Below are 14,491 nucleotides of genomic sequence, written 5' to 3' on the forward strand. Positions count from 1 at the left end.
CGCCCTTGTTGGAATTATATCGATAATCTATATTTTAGATGGAATGGTGGATAAAAAAATTAGTCAAAGCGGACTAATCAAAGTATGGACATTCATTGTAAGTTATATAATTATAAGGAATTTAATAAAACCTTTCTTTATGAGAAAAATGAACAAATCCTAAATCCAATGTTGACGGAATTAATCATAGACAAGTATGTAGTGAAATCTACTGGAGCGGATGGTGGACATAAATACATTTCGACTGAAATTAATCTGAAGGGAAAAACAAAAAAACTGACAATTCTCTTTGCTGATAAATCGGACGAAAAAAAACTGAAGGAGAATGAACAAATAAGAGTGAAAGGCGAACTTCAAGATAATACAGAAGAATATGATTTGATAATGAGTAATGCGACTCTTAAAAAATAAAAACTACTGCCAACACCAGCTATAATTCAGCGTGGCCTATGCCCTATTTCGAAAAATACGTAAATTTAACCAAGCTGATTTCTCTGCGGACAAATCCAGCGGATTTATCCACGCCGAAATCATAGCCGAACCGTTGTGGTTAATTTTGACCAAAATATGCGGAATCTACTAATTCTCAAAGTCAAATGAAAAACATAATAGCAACAATATTAGTTTTAGCCCTACAGTCTTGTGGTAGCACACCAACAGTTGTTGATATGGCTGATGAAAGAAAAGCAGAGTATCGCAAAAATGGTAGTTACTATATAAAAGACAAAAAGAATTTTATGAATTCTTTTATAGGTACTTGGCAATATATTAATGATAGAACAGAATTTAGAATAACATTATCGAAAAAAGAAAAGTATCATTATACAGCACCTTTTAATGTAAATTATTATAAAGATGGAATGGTAATTCAATACCAAAAATACGAGAATGGCGAATTGATATACAATTCACCCGTAGGAACAAATCCGAATGGTGTTATAGAAGAGTTTGGAAAATTATATATGTCTTTTGTAGATTACGAAAAAAGAAATACTTATTTATTAGATTTAATTTTAATCAAAGAACCTAACAAGAACGACAAATTAAAGTTTACTTTATCCAGTATTATCTTAAGGAATGATCCAAAACCAAAAAGATTAGAATATTGGTTAAGTTTGGGTGAAATAAATCCAGGTGAGTCGTTTTTTAGTGTTCCTGACAATATTATAATGACTAAAATGTAAAAAAACGAACCGCAACAATGCCTATAAATAATTGCACGTTCTCGCCTACGTCCGTCACGAGCACAAATCGCAAACTGCCGAAGCAAACCATAGCCCAACCGTTGAGCAAACAAGTTACAATAATGAAATCAAGATAGAATCCACACAATAATCACCTACTAAACTCCTAAAAATAAATATTTGTATGGCACAAGATTGGACTTCATTTACAACAAAAATCGCCGTTAAATCAACCTTGAATACCGTTTATAACGCTTGGACAAAATCCTCTGAAATTGAAAAATGGTTTTTAGAAACCTGCACGTTTAAAGACACCAAAAATAATATTTTAGATAGTAACAAAAATGTTACCACTCACTATAACTATGAGTGGACATGGTACTTGTTTGAAATTTTGGAGAAAGGAAAAATCACTCAAGCAAATGGGAAAGATTTTTTTCAGTTCACTTTTGCAGGAGATTGTTTAGTAGATATTCAACTTAAAGAAATTGGAGAATACATTCTTGTCACCCTTAAACAACATAATATTCCAACGGACGAGAAATCAAAATTTAATATCAGAATTGGATGTTTACAAGGGTGGACTTTCTATCTACTAAACTTAAAATCATTTTATGAAACAGGATACGACTTACGAAATAAAAATCCAGAATTAAAAGGAGTCAACAACTGAATAAATTAAAAAAAAACCTGCACACAATAATGGCTATAAGTAATTGCTCGTTCTCCCCTACGTCCGTCACGAGCACGAAGTGCAAACTGGCGTTAGCAAAATCCTAGCTCATTTCCACGCACCGAGCCATATATAAAAAACGTTACTCTCCCTCGTGATTTTTTGTTGCCAATAGCGCATAGCCGCCCAAAATGGTTGTATATTAGAAGCATTATAGCGCATATAAACAAGTTGTAGCACATTTAACCGAACCAATGAAAATAGGAATTTTAATCATAATTGTAATCTTAATTTTGGTTGTTGCATTTTTAGTTTTGAGAAATAAATCAAAAAATCTTGAAAACACTATGACTGAATTTGTTCGACTTGATTCTCAATCTGAATCTACTCAACATCTTCCTTTATTGCCTGAAAATTGGATATCTGAAATTGAGCAAAAATGGAATGATAAAGAATGGGGAGTTTATGACAATGAACATTATGACATTTGTGAGAAAATTTGCAATGACATTTACTCAACAAATAAATATTGGGAAAAGAATCAAACTCACGCTGATTTTTTAAATGAGCTGACTAAAGAACAGAGGATTTATTTCACTCTAATAAACTTTGAATCTCAAGTCAACAACGGAGGAGTTTACCAATTTTTGTTTAATTACCCAGAATTGTCAATACTTGCATTAGAAGGAATGCAAGTAACTGGAATGGAAAAATTGGCTACGGATTATAAAATAGTTTTGAATGAATATTTTGGTAAGTTCGATACAATTCAAGATTTGTATTCAAAGTTTCAGAATAATAAAAGTGATTGGAATAAACGATTTACAGCATTCGCAGAAGGATACAAAGAACTTCCTTCGGCTGAAAAAATAGAAGATTATTTTTACGAGGAAAGTTTTGTCAAAACATATCAGCAGGACTTGACGAAATACGTAAAAGCGAATAGAGATAAATTTTATAAGACAAAATAAAAAAACGTGCTACAACAATGGCTATAAGTAATTGCTTGTTCTCGTCTACTTCTGAAAATCCTCGCGGATTTTCAGTTTGGTGTGTACTTGCAAAGTTAACCGCTAAACCACGCAACTACTCATAGCCCAAACGTTGGGCATAATTTAACGCAACCAAATCGGAAAAATCTCATCTAATGTGAAAACAAATGTTATGAAAAAACTATTAATCTTTACTTTAATTGGATTTACTTTTTTAGGTTGTGATTCTGACAAAGATGAAGTCCTAAATGATTCTGATTATGCAGAATATATAATTGAAAACTCTATTAATTCAGAAATCAATTTTATGGCAGAAGAAATATATACGACTAACGAAATACAAGAACCCGTTTTAAAACTAAAATTAATTACTTCTGAAATGTTTCCTTGTATTAACTACGGATTGTCAACTACTGAATTTATAAACGGTAATGAATTAATTATAAGATTTGAGCAGATAGTTGAACCCGAATTATGTTTTACTGCAATCGGACCTGCAACATCTTATATCGAATTACCTGAAAACACAAATAAAATAAGCTTTTTAAATGGAAGTGTAATTGATAAGTATTCTATAAATATTAATCAAGAAAAAATATCTTTAACGCTTATCGAAAATAATTTCACAACTTCATTACACGACAAAACTTTTAGGATTCCTGAAAATTCATTTGCATACGTTTGCGGAACTAATACAACTAATACAAACATTTATACAGATTTTTCAGAGATTATAGAGCAAAATGCTGATTTCATAGAATTTGAATTTGAAGGAGAAGGAAGAATTCCTTATCCAGAAACAACTGATGGAAATTGGGTCAATCATCCTTCAAAATATTATAAGTACACAGATTCGGTCGAATTTAACAATTTAGCTAATATAATGAATGAATATTCTTCAGAAAACATCGAAGAAAATTCTGGAGTTACTATTTCAATATATGGTTGGAATAATATCAAATTTTACAGTTGGATTGAAAATTAAAAAACTATGCCCAACACCGTGTATAAAAAATTGCTAGTTTTAGCTAACACAAAGTTGGTTGCCTGTTTGCCGGCTTCCGATTTTCCTTCGGAAAATCCTCGCGGATTTCCCGCAACGAGCCATACACAAGACCGTTGTAAAACATTTACCTAAACCAAATGACCTTTTCACTAAATCGAAATAACTGATTAGGAAATTGAATTTTTATTAAAAAAACTATGGGAATAAATTTGAATAAATACGTGATATGAAATTGAAGACAATTGTACTTCTGACAATTCTTTTAATCAGTAAAACCTTTTACTCTCAAGAAAACAGTAGAGAAAAAATCTATTTTACATCTGACAGTTTACAGTTTATTCATTTATTGCCAAATCAAAAATTTGGTTTTATTTCATATAAAGGTCACTCACCATTGTCCTACCATAATGACAAAAATCAAAAAAAAGGTAGTATAGATGGACCGTATTTTACGATTAATGAATTTGGCTCAGGAACATATTTGATTGAAAACAAAAAAATTCAATTGAATTTCATTAAACCAATACATTCGATTGATAGTATTTCAATTATAGAAACTAATAGCTTAACAGATTCAATAAATGTTAAATTATCTTTCAAATCTTATTCAAATTCTGGAAACGATGACGAAATTGGAATTGGAAGTACTATAAAATCAAAGAATGGCTTAATTAACATAAATACGATGTTTGAAAGTTTTGCATCATTCGCAGTTAAAAAAAGTAACATTCCTTTAAAATTAATAATTAACGAAAAGTATAATTTAGAAATAGCAAGCAACAATAATCAAGACATTACTCTTTTTGTGAATGACTTTAAGAAATTCACGACTGACAATATTGAAAACAAAGTGTTTGAATTTAATACTCTGACTGAACAAAAGAATGAATAAAAACGTTTTACAACAATGCCTATAAGTAATTGCTTGTTCTCGCCTACTCGGAAAATCCTAGCTCATTTCCACGCACCGAGCCATACACAAAACCGTTGGCAACAAGCTAAAAAAACGTCAGAAATCAATAATCCTGCAAAATGACAAAAATAATTTCAAGCCCTAATTGCGGAAATTCACCAAAAATGGAATTTCTAAAAGAATTCAATATTGCCTTTGCAAAAGGAAACGTAAAATTTATTAAGGAAAGTGTCACTGATGAAATTGTTTGGGATATAATTGGCGACAGAAAAATTGAGGGAAAAGAAAAGTTCACAGAAGAATTGGAAAAAATGAAATCCGAAAAAGCGACAGAATTGATAATCCACCAAATCTTATCGCACGGAAAAGAAGGAGCAACAAACGGAATTATTAAAATGCAAAACGGAAAAAAGTATGCCTTTTCAGACTTTTACAAATTTAAAGGAGCAAAAGGTGCAAAAATAAAATCGATGACATCATACATAATTGAAATAAAATAACAATAAAAAGATTTGTTTATATTTAGAACACTATCAACTTAAACTGTTCATAAAATGAGAATTAATCTGTTCACCTGCTTGATATTGCTCGTATCATTAAATTCATTTTCACAAAAAGAAAAATACACGTCAGACCTAGACACCTTATATCTAAAAAATGGTGAGAAAAGAGTCGCATACATAAGCATTACATCAGGTAAAGATTACATCGATAAAATAAAGCTCTGTAAAAAAAGAAAAAAAGATATGTTTGGCCGAGAAGTTGGCAATGGTGATTGTGTAAAGTATAACCCGGAACAATTGGATCCAGATAGACTGGTATATGGTTTTTCGGCTGCAAGAAAAAAAGATGCAGCTAAACAAGAGTATGAATTAACTCCTAAAGTTAGGGTCTTTTTTAAAGTAACTACCAAATCAAAAGAAACGAAGTTTAAAGATTACACCCTCCTGCGTGAAGGTGATAATTATGACTTTTATCACGATATGGTAAGTTACAGTTACATGTCTGGAAACAATTGGAAAACAAAAATCAAGAATTACACTTGCCTCACAAACAAGGGAGAAAGACACATCTTAAAATGTTTTAGAAGTGATAATTATAAATTCTATGACAAGGAAATTGTTGAATACTTTAGCGAATGCGAATCAGAGTTAAAAAATGTTTTAAAAGACATGAAATTGAGAGACCCTTTTCCCTATGAAGTCGTAGACGATTGTACCCATTAACTTAAGAACATGAGAATATGGTCTTGGCCTTTAGCTAATGAAAATAGCCTATGGATGGATTTTCATAAATCCGTATCAGACGGTTATACGTGACCGTTGGCAACCATTTGAGAAACCAATGAATATTGGATATACTTCAGTTTTATTTTTTACAATTTTTCTCATTTCTTGTTCTGATAATAAGCTGATTAGATATGAATTCAAAAACTCTGAAATTGAACAAAAGCAAATGAGCCGTGGCATATAAAACCATTTTTTTGAATGCATCTTATGCGGTTACACCACACGGCAGCATGCCCTAAAAAACAAACTATGCAACTCAAACATAAGCTATTAAGCACTCTTTGTGCGCTTTTGCTCTGCCACTCCTGCTTGGTCCCACCGGCACCCAAAGGTCACACCTACAAACCACAATCAGATGAATATACAGATGCACCCACCCTTGCAGTCTTCAGCACACCAGGAAACAAATTCTATTTCCTTCAAAATGTAAACCTCTCGGATACATTATACATAAAATCAGATATTTTCGAAAACCCAACGGAATATTATCAAATGAATAATTCAGACCATTTTGGAAAAGAAGTAAAGGCTTTCAATTTAAAAATCACAGATGGCAAATATTACACAAATCCCGATTATAAAAGCGTATCAATAAAAATAAAGTCTCAATCAGAAGAAAAAATAATTGATTATACCCTTGAGTAGATTAGGTTTACTTCGTAAATATTGATGTTTAAACCAACAAGTCTTACAATCTAAAAGGTCTAAAAGGTCTAAAAAGTCTAACTGTCTAAAAAGTCTAACTGTCTAACTGTCTAACTGTCTAACTGTCTAACTGTCTAACTGTCTAAAAAGTCTAACTGTCTAAAAAGTCTAACCATCTAACAGGTCTAAAAAAAAACCACAGCTCAATTAATGAGCCATGGCTTTTTTAAATAACTATTTCCGTTCAGGAAAACAAGAAGAAACCTCTATCTTACACTGATCTTTCTAAACACTAATCCCTTCACCTTCGCATACTGCTCACTCTTTCTACCAAAGTTGATCAGCACCACGTTCTTTGCCTTGTTAAACACATCACAAAGTCCAGTAACGGCAGTATTAAAAAACTCATTCCTCGCAGCACGTGCAGCATCAAGTTCCGCCTCGGCCACCAATGCATTAGTGTTTACACTGCGCAGTACCTCAAGCTTCGCCTGTAACGTCACCAATTTGATGGTCTCCGTCGCAGGGTCATAATTCTCATCAGCACCCACCATGGTTAAAAACGTTGCAAAGTTAGACACAATCATATCAAAATCCATCTGGCTCACACTTCTGTAATTTGTATCAGGCTTTTTTGGATCCTTCGGAGTCTTACGTTCGCCTCTCAATAATCGCATGATGGTACGCAATTGTTCCACTGTTACCTCACTCGCACCATCCATCGTCACCTCCGCAATCACCAACGCACACACCGCCTGTAATCCCTCAAACTCATCTTTGCGCACGGCCACAGCATACTTCCAGTTCACAAAAGCCACATCCACAGCCGCCACAAGTGCATAGGCCTCGGTTTCCATCACCTTCAGGTTAGCCAATTGATAAAGTGGCTTGTTCGTAATATACTTCCCGCCTAAAGTGGTGGCATGGGCTATAAAATCTCCACAGTGCGTAAGAACATTGGTGATACTGGTACTTACACGTTTACGCACTTTTTCATCCTCCTCCTCACGCATCGTTATAATGTGTGCATTGGTTGACGTCTGTTCCTCCTGTACCGACGCTTCTGTCGTTGGTTCAGGCTTTCCTTCTTCACTCGCGAAGTCGTGGCTTTGAGCCTCTTCGGTCAGTACTTGTTTAATAGTCTCTGCGAGCGGTGCCGTTTTAGACACCTTTGCTCCGTTCTTGATTGTTTTTCTCATAGGTTAAAAAATTTAAATCATAGAAATGGGTTTAAAAGTTAATGTCAGAAGCCCAACTCGGGGTCATATCGTGTCATAACTAACTGACAGGGGCAATATTACAAATTAGAACAATACCATCCGAAGGCTTTAAATTTTGAAATTCAACTCGTTAAAAAGCAAATTACATCGATAAAGTGAGTAAAAGCCACGCCACCGTTGAAGAATGTAAGAAAATTTACTCTTGCATTTTTATCAGTAAATTTTGAATTAAAAAATCAAAATCGAAAAACAGGTACTTAATTTTTATGAAAAATTCAGTAAGAAAATGATGAAAATAATGAAAATCACTAAAGACTTTTCGTACAAATTTAATGGTGGGACGTCGAGCATTTGTAAATTGTTAGTTTTAGGTGATTTATGAAAATAAAAAAACACGAGCATCATCACTCGTGTTTTCAATCATCTTTAATAAAATTTGCAGTCCCTATCCTGCAGTTTTATCAAAGGTATTCACCTCACCAGAACCCGTATCGGTCACTACGAGCTGGCTTTGCGTAATAGATTGTATAGTGGCCGTTTGCGATTCGGTACCTGCCATTAAAGTAATGTTGATGCTATTTGTTAAGGTGTAAGTTCCTGATACCGCTCCTGTAGAAACGCAAGCCCCAGCGTCATCCTCAAAACTTTCAAGAGTAAAAGTACCGTCATTTCGAAATTGGATATAGCCTGTTTTTTCGCAAGCCGTGTAAGAACCGCCAGACCTTGCTTCAAAATACCATTTTCCCACCAGCAATTCTGCATTGGTCATCTGTTGCGAGCTGTCACCATCATCATCACCACTACAGGCTACAAGACCTAAAGCCAAAATAAGTACCATTAATAATTTGTGTGTGTTCATAATATTCAAGATTTAAAGTTAATTGTTTGTTCGTTCAAGGCTGTCCAGTCGTCGTTCGAGCGCCTCTATTTTCGCGTTTTGTTGCTCAATTATTTTCTGTTGTTCCTTAATGGCATTAATAAGTACAAAATCCATCGCGCCATAATCGACACTTAGATAGTTTTCTTTGGTGCTTCCATCTTCAGATTGGTAGGTCCATTCATTCACCATATAAGGAGCTACTTTTTGAAGTTCTTGCGCAATGGTGCCAACGCCAGTTTCATTGGGCATCCCAGCTTTCCCGTTATATGTAAACCATACAGGATTGATTTTGTCAATCAAATTCAATCCATCCGTAAACTCACGTACATTCGTTTTCAATCGTGCATCAGAAGCCACCGTCCATGCAGAAGAAGTTGGTTTTGCGGCGGAATTTCCTGACAACTGCAACTGATACGGAGTATTTGTAACCCCAATACCCACATTATCAGAAAAGAAATTTCCAATACCTCCAAAACCCCAACTAAAATAGGTGCCATTGTACCAAATAGCCTCACTGCCATTGACTCGCAGTGCTACGCCAGTAGCAATATTTCTATTGAGATTAGCTTCACCTCCTACTTGAAGATTACCATTTACACGCAGCATATTATTATCAAACTCACCATAAATAAGGGCATTGTTTGAATCGGCATTTGAATTTTCTATATAAAGTTTATTGCTTCCCAATTCATTATAAGCGGCATTAGTACCTAAAAAAATATTGCCACTACCAATTATATTACTACGGCCAGATGAATATCCAATAACTGTATTATTTTCCCCGCCAGTATTTTCATAGAGTGCCAAACTACCTATAACAGTGTTCGCTCCACCAGATATCAAATTTCCAATTGCGAGGTATCCAATTCCAATGTTATGATTCCCTGTAGTCTTATCGCTCAGAGTGCCAGGACCTATTCCAATATTATATAAGCCATGAATATTGCTATGCAAGCTTCTTCTACCAATCGCTACATTGGAAGATCCAAGCAAATTTGCGCTCAAAGCTTCCTCTCCTAATGCAACATTATTTCCTCCACCAGTATTATTATACATTGCATTGCTACCAATTGCTATATTGGGTGTTAAACCAGTGGTTTGGTTTAGTGCACCTGTACCAATGGCCACATTATTTCCAACATTATTAGAAGTATTGCTCATAGCATCCACACCAATGGCGATGTTAGAATAACCATTGTTGTTTTGAAGGGTATTGTTACCTATTGCTATTTTGAATTGACCACCTATACTATTAGCAAGTGAGCTGTGACCAATTGCAATGTTATTAGCACCGTAATCATTATTGTTGAGTGCATTATATCCAATTCCAATATTTCTTAGATCATCAGAGGCATCATATGCCCCAGCACCGATACCTAGAAAAATGGAGGAGCCATTGTTGGTGCCATCATTGTCAGACTTACCGTCCAATAGATCATCAATTTTTTCAACGCCTTTAAAAGGAATCCAACTGGTTGTGGGTTGATCCCAATAATAAAAACCTTTGGCAGGCGTACCATTACCAGTTACAAAAACCAACATGCCATCCTGTGCGGCCGTAGGGGGCGTAGCTGGAAAGTTATTAATCTTCGGAATCAAAAGACCATCATTGTTCGATGGAGTTATCTGATTTGAAGATCGTACGTCTAATTTAGCATTGGGGCTCGTGGTTCCAATTCCTATTTGTGCATTTAAATACTGAATGCTTATAAGGAAAAAAGTTGCAATTATGATGGATGATTTCATGACTATTGTCGTTTTAGAAGGAGAGTTCAAATACATTACAGCTTGTTTTCCAAAGCACTCAATCTAGATTCAAGGCTTTGTATCTTATCAAGCTTTTCTTTCAATTCCTTGTTTTCAGATTTCAGCGCATCAATCATTTTCTGTTGTTCCTTAATGGCATTGATAAGGATGAAATCCATAGCGCCATAATCAACCCCTAAATAATTCTCTTTGGTTTTGCCATCTTCAGATTGGTAGGTCCATTCATTCACCATATAAGGAGCTACTTTTTGAAGTTCTTGTGCAATGGTACCAACGCCAGTTTCATTGGGCATCCCAGCTTTACCATTGTAAGTAAACCATACAGGATTGATTTTGTCAATCAAATCAAGGCCATCCTTAAACTCCCTAACATTCGTTTTCAATCGTGCATCAGAAGCCACGGTCCAAGTCGCTGATGTAGGTTTTGCCGCAGAATTTGTTGACAATTGCAATTGATAGGGTGTCCCGGCAACACCAATACCCACATTATCAGAAAAGAAATTACCAATTCCTCCAAAGCCCCAACTGAAATAAGTACCATCATACCAAAGTGCTTCAGCACCGTTAACACGAAGTGCAACGGAAGCACCTGCAATATTCTCATTTAGATTGAGTGGCCCCTGAACAGATAAGGTATAATCTGGTGTAGGCGTATTAATACCTACCCTATTGGCGCTAGCATCCACTCTCAAAGTGCCAGCATCTACTTCCAAATCACCTCCATTGTCTGACTGTAGGTATAAGGCTGAATTGGTATTGGTAATAATTTCATTACCATCAATACGAAGCGTACCTCCTATTTCCAAGGCACCAGTTCCTGCGGTTCCGTTTGCATCATTGGTTGCAGTAATGGCTGTACGTCCATTAATTCTCAAAAAGTTGTTATCGAACTCTCCATAAATCAAAGCGTTGTTCGCATTCGCATTAGAGTTTTCTATATAGAGTTTATTACTTCCTGTTTCATTCGATCCAGCATAATAACCTAAAAAAATGTTCCCACTTCCTAAATTGTTAAGACCGCTTCCAGAACCTAAACCAACATTTTGTTGACCTATCAAATTATTTGAAAATGATGCATATCCTATTGCTATATTATTTCCTCCTGTTTGGTTATCACTTAAACTACTAGCTCCAATGGCTACATTAGACCCTCCACTTATATTATTGGTAAGAGTCCTGTGACCGACAGCGACATTGTAGTATCCAGAATTATTTTCCAATGAAAAACTTCCTATACCAATATTTTGGTCACTATTTGCTCTATTTCTCATAGAATTGACACCTATAGCAACATTATGTTCTCCAGATGTATTCATATTTAAACTTGCGAGCCCAATTCCAATATTCCTATTGTTGCTGGCATCATCATTATCACCGGAACCAATACCAAGAAAAATAGATGCCCCATTGTTCGAACCATCATTATCTGATTTTCCATCCGTCAAATCATTAATACTATGAATCACAGCCGTATTTCCATTAGTCCAAGACACATTGCCAGCGCCGTCGGTTTGCATGATTTGGTTGGCAGTGCCACGAGAAGCTGGCAAAGTATATATATTTCCAGCGCCAGTTCCAATAGCCACATTGCCAAGAAAATATCCAGCGAATGAGCCAGCTTTTGTTGCTTCGGAAAAAACACCATAATGAGTGCCACCTGAAGTAGGATCGATGTAATTATGGATTCCATATTTAATACCAGTACCAGGTCCTCGCAAATTATTGAACATACCATACTGATCACCAGAACCATTTGCAATCATATCACTAACATAACCATGGTGCGGGCCTGTCCCAGACCCAAAGAGCGTACTGTACATCCCAAAATGAAATCCGTTACCACTGTTGTTGTTTCTGGAATATACACCGTATTTATTGGCATCGCCTCCGCCTTCTATATTAGTAAAACTGCCATGATGATATCCACCCGAAGAACTGTTCATATAATTATAGGATATGAATTGTTCTGTAGAAGTGTCATTGCCTAAATTGTTATAAATACCGTATTGGGTGCCCGAGCCTGTTCCCGTAAGGTAATTGTAAGTCCCATAGTGAGTTGCATTGCCGTTATTACTGATTTGATTATAATTTCCATATTGAGGACCTGTGCCATTGCCAGAAACTACAGTATAAGAACCATAGTGCGTCCCACTACCACTACCAGAGATGGTATTCCTTACTCCGTAGTGAGTATTATTGCCTGAATTCTCCATAATATTATAGGTACCTGTTTGAAGACCATTTCCTGCTCCCAACAAGTGATTTACAGTACCTTCGTGCCAGCCATCACCAGTATTATTGATGTAGCTTAAAATTCCACGTTGCAGTCCGCTGCCCGAACCTGACAATTCGTTGTAAACTCCATCGTGCAATCCAGTCCCTGTACCTTCTATGTAGGTCTGTACACCTCTATGTAGCCCATTACCATTTCCCGTAAATGTATTTCTCACTCCGAAATGCGCACCATTCCCTGTATTGCTCATCAAATTTTCAATCCCAAACTGCCATCCAGACCCATCACCTTCTATATTATTAAAAATGCCATGTCTTGGTCCATTTCCAGCACCTCTCATCCTATAATATCCACCAAATTGTGAAGAGTTGTTTTCGACAGATATATCCACGTAAACTCCCCTCTGTAAATTTGTTCCCGTACCAGAAATCGATGCGACATATCCGCGTTGCTCTCCTGTTCCAGCACCAGTGATGGTGATATAAGAGCCAGATTTCCATCCTGAACCGTTACTGCTCAAAATAGCATTCAACCCTCTGTGGTCACCATTCCCATTTCCACTTATTTCTGTATCAGTGCCAATTTGATTTCCGTTTGAATCATTTACAATCAGATTGCGAGTACCTCTTATAAAACTGTTTCCATTACCAGTGAAAGAATTGACAGTCCCTATTTGATTTCCGCCTCCAGTGACACTTATTTGGTTATAAGTTCCGTACTGCGGCCCCGTTCCACCATCAAATAAATAATTGTACATTCCATAATGCGAACCACTTCCATTATTACGAACATTGGATATGAACGCCGTGTGATTTCCATTCCCTGATGAGTTAAGAAGAGACACATGCCCGTATTTGGGAAAATTATCTGTTGAATTAATATTCACGGTAGAACCAGATTGAAGAATATCAGTTGTGCTGGTCATGGTTATTACCGAGCCATAATCTGTTTCTGTTGCAATATCCAACGGATAATCTGCGATATTTTTCCCAATAGCAAGATTGCCTAACGTATATTTATCATCATTGATATTGTCCGGACTAGTTGTGGTACCTTCTTCATAAAAATCATGGTCGTCACCTCCGCTATTTAATACAGGCACCCAATCAGGAATGCTTTGATCCCAATACCAAAAACCTTTGGTAGGCGTTCCATTACCTGTTACATAGACCATCATACCATCTTGTGCAGCGGTGGGTGGTGTGACAGGAAAATTATCAATTTTGGGAATCAAAAGTCCATCATTATTAGAAGGTGTCGTTTGATTCGAAGAGCGAACATCCAAAGTAGCATTCGGACTCGTGGTACCGACACCTACTTGCGCCTGTATGGCGAACGATGCCAAAAGAATAAAGACTAGGGAAAGAGTAGTTTTCATCAGTATAGGGATTGGTTTATATTATGTTTTTTCGACATTAATTTTCTTGACTATTCTATTTTCGTCCACTATAATCAGATTATAAATCCCTTTTTCCAGTTGTTTGATATTAAGGTAAATATCCCTGGAAGGAACTGCCTCTAGTGAACCTTTTAGTGGGGGTTTCTTCATTTGTAATCATTAGGGGTAAATTCTTCTAACTTGCTATATACCAAAGCTAAACATCATGATGCATGACGCTTATAAACATTGTAACAGAAGCTATAAAGATTGTAACATAGTGCTTAAAGCTGTATGCTATAAGCCTCAGG

Annotated in this window: 13 protein-coding genes; 9 read left to right on the forward strand and 4 right to left on the reverse strand. The window is 35.8% G+C overall.

Annotated elements, in window-relative coordinates:
- The first annotated feature begins 84 nt into the window (after positions 1-84).
- The 9 genes from M0G43_RS09205 (at position 85) to M0G43_RS09245 (ending at position 6,702) form a co-directional block, all read left to right on the forward strand.
- The gene (locus M0G43_RS09205) at positions 85-411 is read left to right on the forward strand and encodes a hypothetical protein (protein ID WP_248025295.1); all 327 of its coding nucleotides are present in this window, start codon (positions 85-87) and stop codon (positions 409-411) included.
- Between the two features lie 185 nt (positions 412-596).
- The gene (locus M0G43_RS09210) at positions 597-1,184 is read left to right on the forward strand and encodes a DUF6705 family protein (RefSeq protein WP_248025297.1); all 588 of its coding nucleotides are present in this window, start codon (positions 597-599) and stop codon (positions 1,182-1,184) included.
- Between the two features lie 184 nt (positions 1,185-1,368).
- Positions 1,369-1,857, forward strand: a complete 489-nt coding sequence (locus M0G43_RS09215) for an SRPBCC family protein (protein ID WP_248025299.1) — start codon at positions 1,369-1,371, stop codon at positions 1,855-1,857.
- 254 nt (positions 1,858-2,111) lie between these two features.
- Positions 2,112-2,828 carry a DUF4375 domain-containing protein gene (locus M0G43_RS09220; protein WP_076614824.1) on the forward strand — a complete coding sequence of 239 codons (717 nt, stop codon included), beginning with the start codon at positions 2,112-2,114 and terminating at the stop codon, positions 2,826-2,828.
- A gap of 193 nt (positions 2,829-3,021) precedes the next feature.
- Positions 3,022-3,834, forward strand: coding sequence for a hypothetical protein (locus M0G43_RS09225; protein WP_248025301.1), 813 nt, complete (start codon positions 3,022-3,024; stop codon positions 3,832-3,834).
- A 247-nt stretch (positions 3,835-4,081) separates the two neighbouring features.
- Positions 4,082-4,747, forward strand: a complete 666-nt coding sequence (locus M0G43_RS09230) for a hypothetical protein (protein WP_248025303.1) — start codon at positions 4,082-4,084, stop codon at positions 4,745-4,747.
- A gap of 140 nt (positions 4,748-4,887) precedes the next feature.
- Positions 4,888-5,268, forward strand: a complete 381-nt coding sequence (locus M0G43_RS09235) for a nuclear transport factor 2 family protein (RefSeq protein WP_248025306.1) — start codon at positions 4,888-4,890, stop codon at positions 5,266-5,268.
- A gap of 54 nt (positions 5,269-5,322) precedes the next feature.
- Positions 5,323-5,994 carry a hypothetical protein gene (locus M0G43_RS09240; RefSeq protein WP_248025308.1) on the forward strand — a complete coding sequence of 224 codons (672 nt, stop codon included), beginning with the start codon at positions 5,323-5,325 and terminating at the stop codon, positions 5,992-5,994.
- Positions 5,995-6,306: 312 nt separating this feature from the next.
- Complete coding sequence (locus tag M0G43_RS09245; protein WP_248025311.1) at positions 6,307-6,702, forward strand: hypothetical protein; 396 nt, start codon at positions 6,307-6,309, stop codon at positions 6,700-6,702.
- A 266-nt stretch (positions 6,703-6,968) separates the two neighbouring features.
- Here the strand turns inward: M0G43_RS09245 and M0G43_RS09250 are convergent, their stop codons facing one another.
- The 4 genes from M0G43_RS09250 to M0G43_RS09265 all read right to left on the reverse strand — a co-directional run bounded on the left by M0G43_RS09250 (position 6,969) and on the right by M0G43_RS09265 (position 14,180).
- Positions 6,969-7,715 (reverse strand): hypothetical protein, encoded by a 747-nt coding sequence (locus M0G43_RS09250; RefSeq protein ID WP_248025314.1) that lies wholly within the window; start codon positions 7,713-7,715, stop codon positions 6,969-6,971.
- Positions 7,716-8,367: 652 nt separating this feature from the next.
- Entirely contained in the window at positions 8,368-8,781 is a 414-nt protein-coding gene (locus M0G43_RS09255) for a lipocalin family protein (RefSeq protein WP_248025317.1), read from the reverse strand.
- An 18-nt stretch (positions 8,782-8,799) separates the two neighbouring features.
- Positions 8,800-10,548, reverse strand: a complete 1,749-nt coding sequence (locus M0G43_RS09260) for a tail fiber domain-containing protein (protein WP_248025319.1) — start codon at positions 10,546-10,548, stop codon at positions 8,800-8,802.
- A 35-nt stretch (positions 10,549-10,583) separates the two neighbouring features.
- On the reverse strand, positions 10,584-14,180 hold the full coding sequence (locus M0G43_RS09265) for a tail fiber domain-containing protein (RefSeq protein WP_248025325.1): 3,597 nt from the start codon (positions 14,178-14,180) through the stop codon (positions 10,584-10,586).
- Between the last annotated feature and the right edge of the window lie 311 nt (positions 14,181-14,491).

Source organism: Subsaxibacter sp. CAU 1640 (assembly GCF_023156585.1).
Lineage (GTDB): Bacteria > Bacteroidota > Bacteroidia > Flavobacteriales > Flavobacteriaceae > JBPOFM01.

Excerpts from the sequence above, each read along its gene's own strand:
- M0G43_RS09210 (WP_248025297.1), top strand. The coding sequence starts at position 597 with ATGAAAAACATAATAGCAACAATATTAGTTTTAGCCCTACAGTCTTGT.
- M0G43_RS09235 (WP_248025306.1), top strand. The coding sequence starts at position 4,888 with ATGACAAAAATAATTTCAAGCCCTAATTGCGGAAATTCACCAAAAATG.
- M0G43_RS09220 (WP_076614824.1), top strand. The coding sequence starts at position 2,112 with ATGAAAATAGGAATTTTAATCATAATTGTAATCTTAATTTTGGTTGTT.
- M0G43_RS09215 (WP_248025299.1), top strand. The coding sequence starts at position 1,369 with ATGGCACAAGATTGGACTTCATTTACAACAAAAATCGCCGTTAAATCA.
- M0G43_RS09255 (WP_248025317.1), bottom strand. The coding sequence starts at position 8,781 with ATGAACACACACAAATTATTAATGGTACTTATTTTGGCTTTAGGTCTT.
- M0G43_RS09240 (WP_248025308.1), top strand. The coding sequence starts at position 5,323 with ATGAGAATTAATCTGTTCACCTGCTTGATATTGCTCGTATCATTAAAT.
- M0G43_RS09250 (WP_248025314.1), bottom strand. The coding sequence starts at position 7,715 with ATGCGTGAGGAGGAGGATGAAAAAGTGCGTAAACGTGTAAGTACCAGT.
- M0G43_RS09205 (WP_248025295.1), top strand. The coding sequence starts at position 85 with ATGGACATTCATTGTAAGTTATATAATTATAAGGAATTTAATAAAACC.
- M0G43_RS09230 (WP_248025303.1), top strand. The coding sequence starts at position 4,082 with ATGAAATTGAAGACAATTGTACTTCTGACAATTCTTTTAATCAGTAAA.
- M0G43_RS09245 (WP_248025311.1), top strand. The coding sequence starts at position 6,307 with ATGCAACTCAAACATAAGCTATTAAGCACTCTTTGTGCGCTTTTGCTC.
- M0G43_RS09225 (WP_248025301.1), top strand. The coding sequence starts at position 3,022 with ATGAAAAAACTATTAATCTTTACTTTAATTGGATTTACTTTTTTAGGT.
- M0G43_RS09260 (WP_248025319.1), bottom strand. The coding sequence starts at position 10,548 with ATGAAATCATCCATCATAATTGCAACTTTTTTCCTTATAAGCATTCAG.
- M0G43_RS09265 (WP_248025325.1), bottom strand. The coding sequence starts at position 14,180 with ATGAAAACTACTCTTTCCCTAGTCTTTATTCTTTTGGCATCGTTCGCC.